At 62.0% G+C, this 18387-nt stretch carries 16 protein-coding genes and 2 riboswitches; of the genes, 6 read left to right on the forward strand and 10 right to left on the reverse strand.

Translation table 11 applies throughout. From position 1 onward, the window contains the following. Positions 1-46: 46 nt before the first annotated feature. Both OIU19_RS07540 and OIU19_RS07545 read right to left on the reverse strand, forming a co-directional pair. Positions 47-1630, reverse strand: coding sequence for a sensor domain-containing diguanylate cyclase (locus OIU19_RS07540; RefSeq protein WP_264234499.1), 1584 nt, complete (start codon positions 1628-1630; stop codon positions 47-49). Positions 1631-1758: 128 nt separating this feature from the next. Continuing rightward, positions 1759-2226 carry a hypothetical protein gene (locus OIU19_RS07545; RefSeq protein WP_264234500.1) on the reverse strand — a complete coding sequence of 156 codons (468 nt, stop codon included), beginning with the start codon at positions 2224-2226 and terminating at the stop codon, positions 1759-1761. A gap of 260 nt (positions 2227-2486) precedes the next feature. Between OIU19_RS07545 and OIU19_RS07550 the strand changes: the two genes are divergently transcribed. From OIU19_RS07550 to OIU19_RS07570, 5 genes are read left to right on the forward strand one after another with little or no spacing between them, the layout of a single operon-like run. After that, entirely contained in the window at positions 2487-2618 is a 132-nt protein-coding gene (locus OIU19_RS07550; protein WP_264234501.1) for a hypothetical protein, read from the forward strand. Next, positions 2615-4036: a radical SAM protein gene (locus tag OIU19_RS07555; RefSeq protein ID WP_264234502.1), complete on the forward strand. Its 1422-nt coding sequence runs from the start codon at positions 2615-2617 to the stop codon at positions 4034-4036. The genes OIU19_RS07550 and OIU19_RS07555 overlap by 4 nt, the downstream gene beginning before the upstream one ends. Positions 4037-4077: 41 nt before the next feature. Further along, positions 4078-5298, forward strand: a complete 1221-nt coding sequence (dgt, locus tag OIU19_RS07560; protein ID WP_264234503.1) for a dGTP triphosphohydrolase — start codon at positions 4078-4080, stop codon at positions 5296-5298. A 6-nt stretch (positions 5299-5304) separates the two neighbouring features. Then, complete coding sequence (locus tag OIU19_RS07565) at positions 5305-7035, forward strand: hypothetical protein (RefSeq protein WP_264234504.1); 1731 nt, start codon at positions 5305-5307, stop codon at positions 7033-7035. A 3-nt stretch (positions 7036-7038) separates the two neighbouring features. Next, the gene (locus OIU19_RS07570; RefSeq protein ID WP_264234505.1) at positions 7039-7536 is read left to right on the forward strand and encodes a GNAT family N-acetyltransferase; all 498 of its coding nucleotides are present in this window, start codon (positions 7039-7041) and stop codon (positions 7534-7536) included. A gap of 7 nt (positions 7537-7543) precedes the next feature. Here the strand turns inward: OIU19_RS07570 and OIU19_RS07575 are convergent, their stop codons facing one another. The 7 genes from OIU19_RS07575 to OIU19_RS07605 form a co-directional block, all read right to left on the reverse strand. Then, positions 7544-8890 carry an OprD family porin gene (locus tag OIU19_RS07575; protein ID WP_372353296.1) on the reverse strand — a complete coding sequence of 449 codons (1347 nt, stop codon included), beginning with the start codon at positions 8888-8890 and terminating at the stop codon, positions 7544-7546. Continuing rightward, positions 8887-9327 carry a pseudoazurin gene (locus OIU19_RS07580; RefSeq protein ID WP_264234506.1) on the reverse strand — a complete coding sequence of 147 codons (441 nt, stop codon included), beginning with the start codon at positions 9325-9327 and terminating at the stop codon, positions 8887-8889. The genes OIU19_RS07575 and OIU19_RS07580 overlap by 4 nt, the downstream gene beginning before the upstream one ends. Before the next feature lie 17 nt (positions 9328-9344). Beyond that, entirely contained in the window at positions 9345-10133 is a 789-nt protein-coding gene (locus OIU19_RS07585) for an ABC transporter ATP-binding protein (RefSeq protein ID WP_264234507.1), read from the reverse strand. Further along, positions 10130-11146, reverse strand: a complete 1017-nt coding sequence (locus OIU19_RS07590) for an iron ABC transporter permease (protein ID WP_264234508.1) — start codon at positions 11144-11146, stop codon at positions 10130-10132. Before OIU19_RS07590 ends, OIU19_RS07585 begins: the two co-directional genes overlap by 4 nt. Then, positions 11143-12156, reverse strand: coding sequence for an ABC transporter substrate-binding protein (locus OIU19_RS07595; RefSeq protein WP_264234509.1), 1014 nt, complete (start codon positions 12154-12156; stop codon positions 11143-11145). The genes OIU19_RS07590 and OIU19_RS07595 overlap by 4 nt, the downstream gene beginning before the upstream one ends. A gap of 126 nt (positions 12157-12282) precedes the next feature. After that, a riboswitch (cobalamin riboswitch) is annotated at positions 12283-12484 on the reverse strand. Between the two features lie 27 nt (positions 12485-12511). Next, positions 12512-13678 (reverse strand): DUF1624 domain-containing protein, encoded by a 1167-nt coding sequence (locus OIU19_RS07600; RefSeq protein ID WP_264234510.1) that lies wholly within the window; start codon positions 13676-13678, stop codon positions 12512-12514. A gap of 204 nt (positions 13679-13882) precedes the next feature. Further along, positions 13883-16009, reverse strand: coding sequence for a TonB-dependent siderophore receptor (locus tag OIU19_RS07605; protein ID WP_264234511.1), 2127 nt, complete (start codon positions 16007-16009; stop codon positions 13883-13885). A gap of 112 nt (positions 16010-16121) precedes the next feature. Continuing rightward, positions 16122-16327: riboswitch (cobalamin riboswitch) on the reverse strand. A gap of 161 nt (positions 16328-16488) precedes the next feature. Between OIU19_RS07605 and OIU19_RS07610 the strand changes: the two genes are divergently transcribed. Then, positions 16489-17235, forward strand: coding sequence for an outer membrane beta-barrel protein (locus OIU19_RS07610; protein WP_186553382.1), 747 nt, complete (start codon positions 16489-16491; stop codon positions 17233-17235). Positions 17236-17744: 509 nt separating this feature from the next. Here the strand turns inward: OIU19_RS07610 and OIU19_RS07615 are convergent. Beyond that, the gene (locus OIU19_RS07615) at positions 17745-18314 is read right to left on the reverse strand and encodes a GNAT family N-acetyltransferase (RefSeq protein ID WP_264234512.1); all 570 of its coding nucleotides are present in this window, start codon (positions 18312-18314) and stop codon (positions 17745-17747) included. Positions 18315-18387: the final 73 nt, after the last annotated feature.

Here is an 18387-nt window from a genome sequence, read left to right on the forward strand (position 1 = left end):
CATGACAGTATTAAGACAAGCCTTGTTACATTGTGCTGCGCCGTGGTCAGTCGCCAGCTTGACTTACGCTCACCTGATTTCGCCCAGCACGTTTGGCTGCGTAAAGCGCTCGATCGGCCTTGCTTAGGGTAGTTGCAGGTTGCTCAGCGCCACTGGCCTGCCACTGCGCCACACCCAGCGAAACGGTCACCCCGCCAACGGGTGCAATTGCGCTGTCTTGTACGCAGATTCGCAACCGCTGGGCGACGGTACTGGCGATTTCCAGCGGCGCGCCGGGCAGCAGTATCAGGAACTCTTCACCGCCTGTGCGGCACAGCACATCACCTTCGCGGCAGCAGCGGCGCATCAGCTCGGCCAAGCGGCGCAGCACCTGATCGCCAACATCGTGGCCAAAACCATCGTTGATCCGTTTGAAGTGGTCGACATCCATCACGATGACCGAGAAATCACGCCCCTCAGCCTCCAGCAGCGACAAGCTGAACTCCAGGCTGCGGCGGTTGCCCAGCCCGGTCAGCGGGTCGGTTTGGACGTCGCGGTTGAGTCGGCCGATGCGCTCTTGGAGCAGATTGAGGCCAAACAATAAGGCGCGCTTGAGCTCGGCAGCTTCGAAGTACCAAGCCTTGACCCGGTGCAGCCGCTCTGCGGTTTCGGCGCGGTCCAGTGCCCGCGCGCCGGCGGCCAACTGCCACAGCGGGCGGGTGATGGTCAGCGCCAGCCACCACAGCAACAGGCTGCCGACCAGCGCCAGCGGGACAGAGATAAAGATCACATTGAGGATCAGCTGGCGCAGCGGCGCTATGGTTTGCGCCAACGGCTGTTGCGCCACCACGCCCCAACCAGTGCTGGGCACTGTGGCAAAACCGGCCAGCATCTGCACGCCGACGCTGTTAGTCAGCTGACGGGTACCGTCCTTGAGGGTGGCGAGCTGATCGATCAGTTCATTGCCGTTGACTACCGTGCCCACCCGCTGCGCATCAGGGTGATAGAGCAGGCGCCGGTTGCGGTCGACGACATACAGGTAGGAGCCGTCCTGGTAATAGTGCCGGCCGAGCAAGCTATTGAGAATGTTGTGCTCGCGCAGGTACAGGCTGCCGCCGACATAGCCCAGGTAATTGCCCTGGCTGTCGAACATCGGCTGCGACAGCGCCACCACCAGATTGTTGGCGGATGACAGGAACGGCGTGGAGACCAGCGCCCGGCGTTCACGCAATGCCTCTTGCGAGCCTGGAGAATGAACCTTGGAGCCGAGCAAGTGGCGCAGTGAGGCGGGCGAAACCGCGCGCAGCACGCCTTGGGCATCGATGACGAACGTTGAGTTGAAGGCGCTGCTTTGGCGCAGCAAACGTTCGGTTTCTTCCAGCAGCGCTGCCTGGTGGTTCAGTTGCAACGCTTGAACCCCGGCGCTGAAACTCAGCTGTTGTAGGCCATTGCCCAGGAAGGTGTCGGTAATCGCCGCAAGCTTTGCGGCATACACCCGGTTGGACTCCAGTGAGTGGTCGATCAACAGCTGGCGCTGCACCCTGTAGCTGGCGAAGTAACTGGTCAGCAACATGAGCACGGCGGTAAGCGCCGAGAGCACGAGGATGAGTGTGCGCAGATCCAGGCGCAGTCCTTTTTTGGCGTGTGGCAATCCTGACCTCACTGACAGGCAGAGCGAGCAATAACCTTACTCGCTCTGCGCCATCGCAGCTACGTGGACGGTGAAACAAGAAAAAACTGATGGGGCGCGTGAGCAGCGGTTTCCAGAGAGCTCCGAAGTCACTGGCTCTGGTTCAATTCATCTTCCACTTGCTGCATGCGCTCCTGCGCCAGCGCTTGGACCTTTTCATCCCGGGCACTTTCGCGCATCAGCCCGGTGAGCTTCTCGCTCAGCCGCTTGCCCTCGGCAGTTTCCCCCAGTGCCTTGGCCTTGGCTGGATCCTGGGTGGCCTGGACGATGGTGTCGAACTCGGCATCGCTGAAGTTCTTTTCGCTGTACAGCTTGAACAGGTCGTTGCGTTGGTCTTCGACGGTCAGGTGTTTGCGCAGCACGACCTTGATCTGCTCTTGCGGCACCTGCGGATGGGTCATGGCGAGCAACGCGGCCATGCGCCCGATGTTGTGCTCATAGGCCTCCTGCAGTGGCAGCTTGGCAAGGATCTGCGCTTCACGAGTCGGTTTCTGGTCGCAAGCGGCGAGGGCGCCGAGCAGGAGCAGGGGCAGCAGCAGTTTGGGCAGGCGGATCATCGACAGGCAGGCCTTGGGCGCGGGAGAGGCGGCCAGTTTACCGGTTTTTTCCTCGCTAGCAGCACACGCCAGGCTGTCGGAATCAGGCCTTTTTTTCGGCTTGGATTAAACGCATGGTTTTTGACACGACCTGCCCGTATCCACCTGAATAGGCCGGAATCAGGGGGTTAGGCCCTCTTTGGCAATCGGGGAGAGACGCGATGAAAAGGTGCATGGTGCAGGGCGACATGCTTGCTGATCGGACATCGGAGCAGTATCCGATGGTCATACTGTGCGAGGCGTGCATTCGCGAGGACGAGCAGTCAGGGCCAAACCGGCAAATTCTTGTAGTCGAAGGCGCCAGCGACTGCGTGCTCGATGACACCTGTGAATGGTGCGGCACCGAAGCATGAAGCAAACCATTCTCGGTGGCGCTGACGGTGCGCGGCTGATTGCCAGACAGGGCCGCCAGCGCTCTGTGCTGTTTGTTTCTGCCGGCCTGCTGCAGCCAAAAAAACGCGATCACCCGTTGGCGCGACGGCAACTGTACTTGAACTACGGTGCCCTGGGCTTGGCCACGCTGTGTGAAGTCAATGGCCTGGATACGCTGATGGTGCATGGCGAGCATGAACACCCCTTGGCGCTGGTACAGCGCCTGTACCAGCAGGGACGGATCAGTGCTGATACCCAGGTGCTGCTGTCGATCCCAAGTTTCTATGCCCTGCAGTGGTCGCGTCTTTTCTGTGAGGCAGTCAAGCGTGCCGACCGGGGTGCACGGATTGTGGTCGGTGGACGCTGGGTTACAGGTCCGGACAAGGCTTGGCTGGAGGGATTGCTGCCGCACGCGGATCTGATCGTTCAGGGGGTGGGCGAGCCGCTCCTGTCCGAGCTGCTGGACTTCCAGGGGCGTTGGCAGGCGCCCGCTGATTGCGGGCTGAATCATCGCCTGGTCGAGGGCTACGCACGCTACCAGCCAAGCATTGAAACCTCTCGCGGCTGTGGCCGCGGCTGCGCGTTCTGCGAAGAGCGAGCGATACCCCTGGAAGACCTCAAGGCGCCAGCGCTGATCGTCAAGGAGCTGCAACGCATCATCGCCGACTATGGTGATCAAACGGTGCGCCCGTACTTTCAATCATCCTACTTGGTGCCCAAGCGAAGCTGGGCCGAGCGGCTTGCCGAGCAGGTACAACGCGCGGGCATCGATGTCGCCTGGCGCTGCGAAAGCCGGGTCGACAGCGTCAAGCCCAACGCCGTGGCCGCTCTGGCGTCCGCGGGCATGAAAGTGATCGACCTGGGGCTTGAGTCGGCTTCGCTGCAGCAGCTCAGGCACATGAACAAGGCTCCGGAGCCAAAGCGCTATCTCGACGCAGCCAGCGAGCTGCTCGAAACCTGCGCCAGCCACGGCATCTGGGTCAAGCTCAACGTGCTGCTGTATGCCGGTGAAACGGCGCGCACGCTGGATGAAACGCGGCGCTGGCTGGATGCCCATGCCCAGTACTTCAAAGGCCTGTCGGTGGGGCCGGTGGTGGTCTATGGGCCGAACAGCCATTGCGCAGATTTTCTACAAGAGTTGCGTGTGCTCGGCGCATCGCCGGTTGACCCTGCCAGTGCCCAGGCTGGTGGCGTGACCCAGATGCACCTGAGCGCTGAGCTCAGTTCCGAGCAGGCCGAGCTTGAGAGCCTGGCATTGTCCAGGCGCTACATGACGCAAACCGACTACTTTGATCTGAAGTGTTTTTCCTACTACCCACGCGATTACAGCCAAGCGCAGTTCGAACGTGATGTGGCCGCCTGTGATGCATCGCGGCTGCCTTTTCGCATGCCAGCGTGATTGGCACGCTACGGTTTGATTGATTAGCTAAGGATGAGCCCATGTACGAGAAAGATGTCAAAGACTATGCCCGCGAGCAGGAACAGCGGGTATCGCGGCTGGAATACCGGGTGGTTTCACACAACGATGGCCGTTCTGGCGGTCGCCAGGGTCTGATGCGCGACTATGCAAGGATTCTCTATTCTTCGTCGTTCCGTCGCCTGCAAGGCAAGATGCAGCTGCTGTGGATCGACGCCGGGCGCTTCAATCGCAATCGCTTGACCCACAGCCTTGAGGTCGCGCAGATCGCCCGCTCGATCGCCAGCGACCTGGAGCTCAAGGACACGGTGGTTGCCGAAGCCGCAGCGCTTGCCCACGATATCGGCAACCCGCCGTTTGGCCATCACGGTGAAACCGTGCTCAATGAGCTGTGCCAGAGCTGCGGCGGCTATGAAGGCAACGCCCAGGCGTTTCGCATCCTGCGCACCTTGGAGCGCAAGCACCATGCCTACGACGGATTGAACCTGAATGTGCGCACCCTGATGGGGGTGACCAAGTACTTCCATCTGCGCCAAGACGACCCGAAGAAATTTCTCTATGACGACGATCATGCGTTTTTGACTGGCGAGCTGGCCAAGCACGATGTGCAGATCGTCAAAAGCATCGATGCCGAAATCATGGACCTGGCCGACGAGATCGCCTACGCCGCGCATGATCTGGAAGATGCCTTGAGTTTCGGGTTGATCAGCCTTGGCGAGATCTTGCACGAGTTCAAGATCAGCGAAGACTTCTGCGGCGCCTACAGCACGTTTCAGGACCTGGCGGACGAGGTCGTGAAAGATGCCATGCAAGCCCATCGCTCGGGCTCGTCGGAAGAGTACGCGATGGTGCTGAAAAAGGAACTGACCTCCAAGATCGTCAATATCCTCTGCGAAGACATCGGCCTGGTCGGCGGCAAGCTGGGCTACAAGCAGCACGCCAAGCTGGCCGAAGGCCTGAAGAAACTGCTGTTCAAAGCCATCTTGCGCAAGAAGGATGTCCAGCTCTACGAAAAGCGTGGCGAGCAGGTCATCCGCAAGCTGTTCGAGGTATACACCGACAAGACCTACAACAAGGACAACATGCTCCTGCCTCCAGAGTTGCGCTGCGTGAAGGGCGATAGCAAGCGCCTGGTCACCGACTACATTGCCGGCATGATGGATCTGTATGCTGTGCAGGAGTACGAGCGCTACTTCGGCAAAGGCAGCCTCGACCGCTGTTACTTCGGCCCAAAGGAGAAGTGAACTCAGGTGAAGTATGAAAATGTCGAGCGGCCGTTGCTGGACTTTCTCCACAACCCGATGAAGCAACTTGACGCGATGACGGCTGCGCGTCCGGCGATACGCTGGTCGACCCGGTTGTTGTACCAGGTGCCCTGCCTGCGTCGGCTGATCTGCGCCGAGCAAGTGGCGGGGCTTGTGCTGGAAAAGCTGCTGCACGGGCTGCGAGCCGCCAGGCAATCGCTACCTGCCACGCTGTTCGAGGATCACTCGGTCGCCGACCAGCACGTGCTCGAAAGGTACATTGTCGAGGTAGAAAAGTACTTCTCGCTGGTCCATGTCAATATTGACCCGCAGGCCTTGAGCCCCGAGCAGCGCCAGGGCCTTGATCAGGTGCGAAAGGCGCATACCTTCGCCAAGCTCGAGTACACCTGCAACCGGGTCGCCGAAAGCCTGGAACTGCGTGAGGAACATAACCTGGCTATCTTGCGTAATGGTGGCTTGTGGCTTTCCTACTATGTGAGCGAGCTGTACTTTTTGATCGCCCACGGCATGATGCAAGCCCAGTTGCGCGGCAAGGTGCTGTACATCACCCCGACCCTTGAACTGCAACGCCGTCTGAAGGCCTATTGGCTTTCTGAGATCACTGAGGAAAACACCAAGTTCAGCGACATGCGCATGCTGATGGATGTCGCTCAGGTGCTGCAGCTGCGCAAGTACCTGCCTGCACCATTGAAGCAGCAGCTGATCAACGTGGTGATGGACAAGTGCCTGTCCCTGCATGTCGATTACGTATCGCCATCGATGCAGGCTGACCCGCAGTATGGCTTGATGCGCGAGGTGGTCTATTTTGCTGCGCACCTGGAGCTCAATGCGATGTTGGGGCGAGCCTCTACGCCGGTTCAGGAGATTCGCCAGCATGTGAGCGCTGCGACGCTGGACTTGATCAACGGCTGTCTGCAGGGTCGCCACGCCACCCTTGACAGCGCCAACAGCTTCGTCGAGTTACGCGGTGAGCAGTATCAGCGAGGGCCGGTGAAACTCAAGTATGGCGTGAAAAAGCTGATCGGCCAGCTGCTGCACAAACGCTTTGCCGGTGATCTGGGTAAGCGCTTTGAGGTCGATTATGTCCTCAATTACCTGCGTGACCTTGATGATCCGCGCTACGCCATCCATGCGGGATTCAAGGCCGAGACCGGGGCAAAGGTATTGGGCTATGACATCGATCTGGTTTTGCAGGATCTGGAAGAGGACATGTATTACTTCATTCAGGTCAAGTACAAGGTGTCCGAGCTGCCGGTGTACTTCTCCGAACAGTGTCGATTGATGGCTAATCCTGCGTTTCGTAATGGTTTTGACAGGCAGCTGGCGGTGCTCAGGGAAAACCTTGGCGAACCCAGCATTCGCCAAAAGCTTACCCAGCTAGGTCTTGGTGCCGCTCATGCGAGCAACAGCCACTTCGTCTTGCTGCACAACCTGCCGTTCCTGAATTTCTATGAACTGGACGGCATTTATTTCTACGAATGGAATCTGCTGCGCAACATCCTGCGTAACGGCAGGGTGCAGTACCGAAACAACGACGACATCGCCGAACGCTACGTGCTGAACAAAGCACGGCTGCATCGCCCGCAGGAAATGGTCGAGGCGTACTTCGAAGATGGCCAGGATGCGGCGCAGATGGAGCAGGCCTATCAGCTGTACCTAAGGACGCACTCGGTGTTCGCGTATGATGACCTGCAATTTGTCTGCAAGGTCCTCTGAGTCATGCCTAGCTGGAAAATCCACGCGCCGCAGCCGGCGTCTGTCGAGGAGGTGGTGGCCTTCGTCAATCAGGCGCGCCGCGAGCTGTTCCCGATGCTCAGCAGTGCGCCACTGCCCACCGATCTGGCCAGGTTCGCCGAGACCTATCTGCACGGCGAAGGGCAATTTCTCATTGCCCGTGATCAAGGCCGGTTGGTCGCAGCCATTGGCTATCTGCCTTACGACCAGCGCTTTGCCCAACTCGATTATCGCGGGGTGAAAACGGTGGAGATCGTCAGGTTGTTCGTCCTGCCGGACTATCGCCGCTGTGGTCTTGCTCAGGCGCTGTTCCAGGCGTTGCGCGAATGCGCGGTGAACGCCGGGGTCGAGCTGCTGTACCTGCATACTCATCCGTTCCTGCCGGGGGCGATCAGCTTCTGGGAGCGCCAGGGGTTCGAGATAATCGATATCGAACAGGATCCCCTTTGGCGTACCACCCATATGCAGTTGTCGCTAAGCTAGCGCTGCTTCAGAACCCACCCGTCAAAGGGAACTCGACCGCCAAGCGAATCTGATCGGCATCCAGCTCGGCCTGCGCGGTATTGCCCCGATGCACGTTGTGACGCAGCGAGAACGCAGTGCCTTTGGCCTTGCCGCTTTGCACCACGTAGCGTGCTTCCAGATCACGCTCCCAGTGCTTGCCGCCCCTGCCATAGCCCAGGTATGCATAGCCGCCCCGCTGATCGACATGGCTGCCATCGATATCGAAGCCACGTACATACAGCGCGGTCAGGTTCAGCCCGGGCACGCCATAGGCGCCCATGTTCAGGTCATAGCGCGCCTGCCACGACTTCTCGTTGGGGGCGTTGAAGTCGGACAGCTGCACCGCGTTGCTGATGAAAATCGCGCCGCGGGTGACATAGTCGAACGGGGTATTGCCATCGACCTGCTGCCAACCGAGGCTGAAGCCGTGCGGGCCGTGGTTGTAGCGCGAGACCAGGCTCCAGGTGGTGTTGTCGATCTGCCCGGAGAGGGCCTTGCCGGTGTCGGTGGTGCGGTACAGGTTGAGATCCAGGCTCAGGCTGCGCCGGTCATCCAGGGCGTGGCTGAGGGTGCTGCCCAGGTAGTGCTGGTTCCAGCTGTCTTCATAGCGCGAAGTGTAGAGACTGGCGCTGACTGCGCTGCTTGGGTTCCACACCGCACCAGCCAGGTCGAAGGCGTTGCCCTTGCGTGCATTGGAGTAATTCACCACGAAGCCTTGATCGTGACTGGAGGCGTTGCGGTCGGTGCTTTCAGTGAAATGCCCGGCGACCAGCTTGAGGGTTTCGATCTCGTTGCTGGTAAGGAACAGTCCGGTGGCGGTCTCGGGCAGCAGGCGGCTGTCGGAGGAGCTGAAAACGGGTGTCTTGACTCGCTGCTCACCGTAGGACAGCACTGTGTTGGACAGGCGCAGCTTGAGCGCCGCGCCGCCACGGCTATACTCGTTCTTCGGGTGGCCCTGGTTGTCCACGCCCAGCAGGCGCGCTTTGCCGGCGCGACCGCCGCCGCTGTCGAGCTGCACGCCGAGGTAGGCATGGGCGTCGACGCCGACGCCGATCAAACCTTGGGTGAAGCCGGACTGCACGCTGCCCATCAGGCCGTAGGCCCATTCCTCGGCTTTACCGCTGCGTTCGCTGCGCGGCTTGTAGGCGTTGCGCGCGCTGCTGTTGCTGGCGCCATGACGATAGTCGCGCTGGTCGAACACGCTGCGGTTGAGCAGGCTCCAGGTGCTGTCTTGGACAAAGCCGTTGGACTGCGACTGGGCAGACTCAGCCGCGGCCAGGGCGCTGAAGCCCAGCCAGGGCAGGGCCAGGGTCATGCGTAGCAAAGGGCTCATTGACCGGCCTCCAGTTTCGCCAGTTGCACCTGCAGGCGGGCTTTGGCGCGGGCGGGGAGGTTGTCTGGCAGCGACTGGGTGTGCCCGGTCGGCTTGCCGACCTGGATCAGCATGACCATGCCCATGGCCAGGTGTGGAATGCACTGGATGCCGTACAGCCCCGGTACCCTGAAGGTCTGCTCGACGGGCTGGTTGAGCTTGCTCTTGAACGGCTCGGCACCGGTGGGCAGCAGGGTGGCGATGCTGGCTGCGTTGTGCCCGTTCTGGGTAGGCAAGAAGCGCACGCTGTCGCCCGGCGCGATGTGCAGATGGTCTGGCTCGTAGACCATTGCGCCGTCGGCGCCACGGTTGAGCATTTTCACTTCATGGACTTCAGCCAAGGCCTGCGGGGCGAGCAGGGCGCTGGACAGCAGCAGGGCAAACGGGCGCAACAGCATGGCGAGAACTTCCAGGTTCAGGGGGCGCGAAAGCGCAGGATGCGCGCGCCGTCGTAAGGGTCGGTGAGGTAGTGGGCGTGCACGCCAAAGGTGCTCAGCAGACGCTCAGGGGTGAGCACCTCGAATGGCTTGCCAAGCGCGACCAGACGGCCCTGATCGAGCACTGCCAGCCGGTCGCAGGTCAGTGCCTGGTTGAGATCGTGCAGCGCGACCAGGGTGGTCACCGGCAGCGCCTGCACCTGTTGCAGCAGGCTCAACTGGTGTTGGATATCCAGGTGGTTGGTCGGCTCGTCGAGCAATAGCACCTGCGGTCGTTGCGCCAAGGCGCGGGCGATGTGCACGCGCTGGCGCTCGCCGCCCGACAGGCTATGCCAGAGGCGCTCGCGCAAGTGCAGCGCATCGAGGTTGAGCAAAGCCTGTTCGACGATGCTGCGGTCGTCTTTAGAGAACGGCGCGAGGGCCGACAACCACGGCGTGCGGCCGAGGGCCACAGCATCGTAGACGCTGATGGCGTCGCTGGTGTCGGCTTGTTGCTCGACCAGGGCCAGGCCCTGTGCAACCCGGCGCCGCGGCATGTGCGCCAGTGGCTCGCCGAGCAATTGCACCGTGCCGCTAGTGGGTTTGAGCAAGCCGGCCAGAAGCTTGAGCAGGGTCGACTTGCCCGAACCGTTGGGGCCGACCACGCCTAAGGTTTCGCCGGGGATCACTGCCAGGTCGATGTCTTGCAGCACCGTGCGCCCGCCCAGGCGCAAACTGAGGCCCAGGCAGGACAACGGCGCCACCTGCAAGGCTGTCATTACCGTCATGGGCGCCCCCTGCGGCTGACCAGAATCAACGCGAACACCGGCGCGCCAATCAGCGCCGTGACCACGCCCACCGGAATCACCTGGCCGCTGATCAGCGTGCGCGAGAGGATATCGGCGCTGATCAGGAACAGCGCCCCGCCCAGGGCACTGGCCGGCAGCAGGCGGTTATGCCCGGGGCCAAGCAGCAGGCGCAGGGCATGCGGGATGACCAGCCCGACAAAGCCGATGGCGCCGACGATCGACACCATCACGGCGGTCACCAGTGCTGCGCAGCTGATCAGCAGCAATTGCGTGCGCCGGACCGGGACGCCCAGCGAGGCAGCCGAGTCGGCGCCGAAGGTGAACGCGTCCAAGGCGCGCCGATGCCACAAGCACACCGCCAGCCCCAGCAGGGCGACTGGCAACGCCAGCCACACCGAAGGCCAGCGCACTCCGCTTAAGTTGCCCAGCAGCCAGAACAGAATGCCCCGCGCCTGTTCAGCGGTTGCCGACTTGGTAATGAGAAATGCTGTCAGCGCGCTGAACAGCTGCGAGCCTGCGATACCGGCAAGAATCACCTGGGCGTTGCTGCTACTGGGGCCACTGGCACGCGACAGCAGCAAGACCAGGCCAAAGGCGGCGAGGGCGCCGATAAAGGCGCCACCGGACATCGTCAGCGCCGCACCGCCCAGACCGAGCAGGCCGACTGCCACCGCGCCGGTCGAGGCCCCGGCCGATAGCCCCAGCAAATAGGGTTCGGCCAGCGGGTTGCGCAGCAATGCCTGGAGAATCACCCCGCAGGTTGCCAGCCCGGCGCCGCACGCCGCGGCGACCAGGGTGCGGGTGAGGCGATAGTTCCAGATGATGCCGGCATCGATCGGGTCGACCGGGTAGCCCGCGCTCCACAACTGGTTGGCCAGCACCTGATAGACCACGCTTGGCGACAGTGGCGTCTCACCGATGGCGATGCCCGCCAACAGGGCCGCGAACAGCGCGGCCAGGGCCAGGGCGGTGTAGGGCAGCAGGCGGATCATGGTTGCGCGGCTTTACCGGAGGCGAAGGCGCTGGACAGGGTTTCCAGGCCACGGAACAGGCGAATACCGGCCTGCATGGCGTCGGCGTCGAGAACGACGATACGCCCTTGCTTGACCGCATCCATGTTCTGCGTGACCGGGTCGTTGCGCAGGAACTCCAGCTTTTTCTGGTAGTCATCGGCTGGGAAGCGGCGACGGTCCATGCGCGCGATGATCAGCCAGGTCGGGTTGGCCTTGGCCAGGGTTTCCCAGCCGACCGTGGGCCACTCTTCGGTGGACTCGACCACGTTGCGCACCCCCAGGGTTTGCAGCATGAAGTCGGCCACGCCTTGGCGACCGGCGACGTACGGGTCGATATCCAGGTCGGCACTGGAGAACCAGAACAGCGCCGAGGTGTGCGACAGGTCCTTACCGGCCAACTGCTGCTTGGCGTTGTCCAGGCGCGCCTTGAGTTCGGCATTCAGTGCGCTGCCGCGCGCTTGCACGTCGAAGATCTCGGCCAGCTGGCTGACGCTCTTGTAGATGCTGTCGATCTGGAACGGTTGCAGGCGGGTGCCGTCGGCGCCGACCAGGTTGTCCTTGCCTTCGCAATCGGAGGGCAGCAGGTAGGTGGGAATGTTCAGTTCAGCAAATTGCTCACGGGTGCCGACCACGCCCTGGGCGCCGACCATCCACTCGAATTGTACCGCCACCAGTTGCGGGCGCTTGCCGACCACGGCCTCGAAGCTTGGGTCGTTGTCAGCCAGGCGTTCGACCTTGTCGTTCTGCGCTTTGTACTCAGGCAGGACATTGTTGAACCACAGCGAAGTGCCGGCCAATTTGTCGCCCAAGCCCAATGCGTAGAGCATCTCGGTGCCCGCCTGGCCGATGGTCACGGCGCGCTCGGGGGCCTGGGCAAAGGTCTGCGGTGCGCCACAGTTGTCGACCGTCAACGGGTAGTGGGTGGCGGCGGCTTGGGCCAGGCCGGTCAGACTCAGGCCGGCGAGCAGGGCGGCGAAACGAGGCAGCATGATGGGGCGATCTCCTATCGAACAGTTCACGGAATGAACGCACGGACAGGCATCGCCAAGCCCGTTGCGCAAGGCAACAGGCCACACCCTGGCCAGGGTGGAGATGACCATCCCGGACACCCCGCCGGTTGGAATATGTAGGCCGGCAGGTCTCCTGACTGATGCGTCTGCGCCCGGCTCCAGCCTTCCCGGATCAGCGGATCCAGTGGCATCGATGGAGCGGGCTCGGCACCTACAGTTGCGGGGGCAGTTCCAGTTGACCTGCGTGAGGGCAGGCCGGGGATTCCCTATTATTTCCGTGGTGGAAACCGGCGGGCGGCATGGTAGACCATCAGGCCGCCGGGTGAAACGCTTTTCACAGGTACTTGAGCCAGGCGATGTCGCGTCGGCGTGCCTTGAGCCGGGCGAACCAGCGCACTGGCAAGTACAGCGAGACCGCCAGCAGCAGCGCTGCCAGCCACACCGCGCCGATGCTGTCGAAGCCGAAGTAATCGCCGTGGTTCAGGCCAAACAGGGCCACACTGGCCAGGTACAGCAGCTTGAGCACGTACAGGTGCAGCAGGTAGAAGAACATCGGTGCGGCGCCGAACACCGCCAGCACGCTGATCCAGCGTGCCTGCCCGGCGCGCTCGAAACCACGCAACAGCAGCAGGCCGGCGCCCAGGGTCAGGGTCAGGAACAGCAGCGACGGCGGGTACTTGGTGATGTTGAAGAAGCTCATCAGCGTTTGCGTCAGCGTCGGGTAACTGCTCCAGGGCGCTTCGCCATAGCCGTTGAGCATGCGCAGTACGAGGAAACCCAACAGGGCCAACGCACCGGCCAGCAACAACCGGTGCTGTCGCTCGCCAGCATCGCTGCTGCGGGCAAACCATGGCCCCAGGCCATAGCCGAGCGCGATGACTCCAATCCACGGCAGAACCGGGTACGAGGTGCGCAGGCGCAGGCTGTCAGAAAACTCCAGCCAGCCGCGATCATGCAGGATCGCCCACGGCACATGCATCCACGACCCAGGCGCGAAGTGCAGGCCGTCGAGCAGGTTGTGCCCGGCGACGATCAGCGCGCCCAGGGCGATCAGGGCAGGGCGTGGCAGCCAGACCAGCAGCGACAGGGCGATCATGCTCACGCCAATGGCCCAGATCACTTGCATGTAGATCACGCTGGGTGGCAGTTGGAAGGTCCAGGCGAAGTTGACCAGGGTGAACTCCAGCACCACCAGAAACAGCCCACGCTTGAACAGGAACGCCGAGACAGCGCCACGGCCCTGGTATTTTTCGCCATACAGCCAGGCTGAAAGACCGGTCAGCAGGACGAACACCGGCGCGCACAGATGAGCCAGGGTCCGGCTGAAGAACAGCGATGGGTCGGTGGCGTCGATGGCCATTGGGTCGCTGACCTGGCGATGCAGGAAGAAGGTTTCACGCACGTGATCCAGGAGCATGAACACGATTACCAGGCCGCGCAGGGCATCGATGCTTTGCAGGCGCTGGGTGAGCAGGGTGGGGGTGGCGCTGGCGCTTGTCATGGGAGGGGTCGCAGGCAGGAATGGATATCAAATGAAACATTATCTTATAACTATTCGATTTGCGAGTGATAGGGATTTTTGTGCGGGTCTGGTGTTGGTGAGATGCGACAGGCGCTATCGCCCGCAAGCCCGCTCCTACAGGGCCAATGGCGCCCTCTGTAGGAGCGGGCTTGCCCGCGATGACGTCAGCACTGTCTCAAACGATCAGAAGCAGTAGTCCACCGTCGCAAAGTACGACCGCGGCGCCCCCAGCAACCACTGCTCGCCACTGTACGCCGACACTACATAATCGCGATTGAGCAGGTTGTTCAACTGTAGCCCCAGGCGCACATCTGGCAGCACCTGCCAGCCCAGGTTGGCATCGACCACGGTATACCCCGGGATGCGCTTGCTATTGGCCGTGTCGGCATACCGCGCATCGACATAACGCAGGCCAACACCGGCATCCAGCGCCTGACCAAAGCCTTTGCTCAACCACACATTGGCAGTGCGCCGTGGCACGTTGTCGGGACGGTTGCCACTGCGGTCCACCGCCACCCCTGCGACCACTTCATCGAAGTCATCGAACTTGGCGCGCACCAGCGAGGCGTTGGCCGAGACATGCCATTGGTTGGCCAAGGCCAGTTCCACGCTGGCTTCCAGGCCGTTTGAGCTTTGCCGGCCTGCCTGTTGTGGCTCGTGGGTGATCGGGTTGTCGACCAACAGCTTCTTCTTGACGATGTGATACGCCGCCAGGGTCCACTCACCGCGGCCGTCCCAGAAGCGCTGCTTGAGGCCCAGCTCGGTTTGCTTGGACTCGGTCAGGTCGTAGTCCATCTGCGTCGGGCTGAGGCTGACCAGGTTGTTCACGCCGTCCTCGCTGGTGGAGTACTGGCCATACAGCGACAGGTCGTCGGTCACGGCGAACACCAGGCCTGCGCGCCAGTTGCCGCCATTGAGGCTGCGGTCGCTGCGGCTGCCGTCGAGCAGGTTGTCGCGGTCGATGTGGTTCTGGTCGCGGCGAATCCCGGTGACCAACGACAGGCGCTCGGTCAGCTGGGTGCGGTTCTCGGCGAACAGGGCGAAGGTATGGGTAGTGCTGTGGGTGCGCGGGCGCAGCGGACTTTGGCTGTCGAACCAGCCGGGCGCTGGGGCCCACGGGTCGATGTAGTCGCCGCCGATGTCATTGTAGGGCGCATTGTTGGTGAGCTTGAAGCGGATCTTGTTGTACTCGGCGCCGACCACAGTCTTGCTGGCCAGGCCGAACAGCGAGTGATCGAAGGTGAAGCTCTGGCGATCGCCGATCTGCTCCTGATTGTGCTTGATCTCAAGGAAGCCATTGCGCAGCAGCTGGCCTTGGGCTGCGTCCCAGTTGTAGTTCTCGGCATTGCGCCAGTGTCGACGGCTCTTGATGTAGTACAGCTGGTTGCTGGCGTTGACGCTGTCGCTGAGGGTCCAGTCGGTGTTCAGGCGCGTCCACTCATCGTGGTAGCGCAGCACGTCGTTGCGCACGTTGTAGTTTTTCTTGCGCAGGCTGTCGCGGTAATGACCGTCGATCAATGGCGTGCCGAAGTAGTTCATCGGCTCGGCATCGCCGCGCTCGTGGGCGACGGTGAAGCTCAAATCGTCCGTGGCATCGAAGCGCAGTGCGGCGCTCAGGGCCAGGTTGCGCGAGTCGCCGCGGTCGACGTAACCGTTGCCCTGCTGTTGGTTCAGGGTCATCCGATAGCTCAGGCGTTGGCTCAGGCTGCCGCCGCTGTCCAGGCCAAGCTGGGTGCGGTCCCAGGAGCCATAGCCCAGGCGCAGGTGATTGCGGATCTTGCCTGCCAAGGGTTTTTTCGGCATCACGTTGACCACCGCACCGGTGGCGCCTTCACCGTACAGCACCGAGGCAGGGCCACGAATCACGTCGATACGCTCGACCATCCACGGATCGACCGGGAAGGTCTGGGTGCCTGCGCCGGTATACAGCCGGGCACCGTCGAACAGGGTCATTACCGAGCCGTGGCCGGTAAAGCCGCGTGCCGAGAGCGCGGTGCCGCCATCGCCTGGGTTGCCGATGAAGGTGATGCCGGGCGAACGGCTGACGGCGTCTTGCACGGTGAGGTTGCTGCGTTGCTGGATCTGTTCGGCGCTGATGCTGCTGGTGCTGGCCGGGGTTTCCAGGGCGCTCAGGCCCAGGCGTGAGCCTGCTTGGGTCGGCGTGGCCAGGTCGACGCGCGGTTCGTCGCGCACATCGGTGATCGCTGTCGAAGGCAGGGCCAGCACTGCGCGTTCAGGTTCATCGGCCAGGGCCGGAAGGGAAACGGCCAGGCAGGCCGCCAGGGTGTGAAGCTTGCTTGTACGGGACATGTCGTTCCACTGCTGCAGGAAGAAATGGTTCCCGGTGGAAACAACGCAAAGACGAGCACGCACGGGCGCAGGCGCGCACGCGCAAACCGGCCTGCGCCCGCCCACCGCGGGTTTGCCAACTGAAGCTTCAGGCCGGTCTCCGGGCTTGCGAGGATCAAGAAACCTTCACCTTCCCATGCATACGCACAGTGGTCTGTCGAAGATTTCGCTCGCTTACCGTTGCGGGGGCAGCGCCGGACTTGTCGTGAACACGACGCACCGGCTTCCCGTTTCACCCTGCGCACGGCGGCGCAGGACACCTGAAACTGGCGCGCATCTGACCACCGAATGCAGGGGGCGTCAACGCAACGCAGTAGGAAATTTCTGTGATGGGACGCAGGCTTACGAGTTTTTACTGTTTTTTTTTCGAACTTTTCACATTCAGCGTGCCTCGAAGCGAGCGATTCCCATCAACATTCACGTCATGGAGACTTCCGCGAATGTCCACCCGTAATCTGCTGCGTCACTCTTGCCTGCTTGCCCTGTTGGGCGCTCCCCTGGCGGCCTCTGCCGCGCCAAGCACCGATCCACTGTTCACCTTCGGTGTGCTGGGTAGCTACGACAAGTTCAAGTATGAGGGCGGCTCGCAGTCCGAGACCGATCACCTGGGCCAGGGCGGTGTGTTCGCCAACTTCGGCAACAAGATGACCGCTGAATCCGGCTTGATCTATCAGGTTGGCGCCGAGGCCAAATATGGCAAGAAGAACGACAACAAGCTCAAGGAAGCCCAGATCGACCTCGACCTGGGTTGGCGTGCTGCGCTGGATGCGCGCAACTTCGTCGACATCACCGTCGGCGGTGGCTATGACTGGTCGCGCTTTGAGCCTGAGCTCAACGACCTGGACACCGAGCTGACCTACAAGTCGCCGTTCGCCAAGGCTGCGCTGGGCTACAACCATCAGTTCGATGCCGCGACCCTGCGCGTTGAAGTGGGCGCACGGCACACGATCGATGGCCGCGCCAAGCTCAAGGTGGATGATTTTGGCAGCGACACTGTCGACATGAAGGACCGCACCAACCCGTATGCCGAGGTCAGCCTGCTGATGAACCAGCAAGGCGGCATGCCGATCTATGCCGGGGTTTACTACACCCGCACCGAGTACAAGCTCGATGAGGATTCGCCGGTAGCCGATAACACCAAGCTCAAGCGCGATGAGTTTGGTGTCAAGGTTGGTCTGGCGTTCTGAGTTAGGCGTCAGGTAGCTGTTGCCTGTACCGGCCTCTTCGCGGGCAAGCCCGCTCCCACAGGGTTCACCGCAAGCCCTGTGGAAGTGGGCTAACCGGAGAAGAGGCCAGACCCACAAGGTTCACAAGCCCTGTGGAAGTGGGCTAACCCAAGAAGAGGCCAGACCCACAAGGTTCACAAGCCCTGTGGAAGTAGGCTAATCCGAGAAGAGGCCAGACCCACAAGGTTCACAAGCCCTGTGGAAGTAGGTTAATCCGAGAAGAGGCCAGACCCACAAGGTTCAAAAGCCCTGTGGAAGTAGGCTAACTCGATAAGAGGCCACACCCACAAGATTCACCGCAAGCCCTGTGGAAGTAGGCTAACCCGAGAAGAGGCCAGACCCACAAGGTTCACAAGCCCTGTGGAAGTGGGCTAACCCAAGAAGAGGCCAGACCCACAAGGTTCACCACCAACCCTGTGGGAGCGGGCTTGCCCGCGAAGAGGCCGGTACAGACGGCGCAAATGCTGTTGTTAGCGTCCGCGCCGCCGCGACACCCGCGCCTCGATATTCTTGCGCCCGATCAACAGCGCAGGCTTCTCCACCACCGGCTCATCGGCCAGCCATTTGTACATCACCAAACAATCCACCAACCCTAGCCGGGCATGCCGATAGGCCTTTGGCAGGCGCCCGACCGTTTCGAACCCCAGCGTGTGCCAGAGCGCCACGGCCACCTCGTTAGTGGCCACCACCGAGTTGAACTGCAGGGCGAGAAAACCTTCCTGGCGCGCCAGTTTCTGCGAGTGCTCGCACATCAGCTTGGCCACCCCGCGCCCGCGTGCTGCCGGGCAGACCATGTAGCCGCAATTGCCCACGTGCGCGCCAGGGCCAGCGGCGTTGGCCTTGAGAAAATATGATCCGAGCAACTCACCGTCCTGCTCTGCCACCAACGTGCGCAGGGGCAGTTCCAGCCACAACTGGCGAGCCTGCTCGGCGCTCAGCTGCGGGTCGTAGGCATAGGTCTCGCGGGCTTGGACGATGCTCTGGAACGTCGGCCAGAAGCGCTCGAAGTCTTCCGGGGTCATGGGGCGGATGTGAATCATGGCGGTTCCTGCGCAGGCTTGGCCGCCAAGTCTGGTGTGCGCAGCGTCGCCGCGCAAGGGCGACGACGCTCGC

The sequence above is a fragment of the Pseudomonas sp. BT-42-2 genome (assembly GCF_025847435.2).
Classification (GTDB): domain Bacteria; phylum Pseudomonadota; class Gammaproteobacteria; order Pseudomonadales; family Pseudomonadaceae; genus Aquipseudomonas; species Aquipseudomonas urmiensis.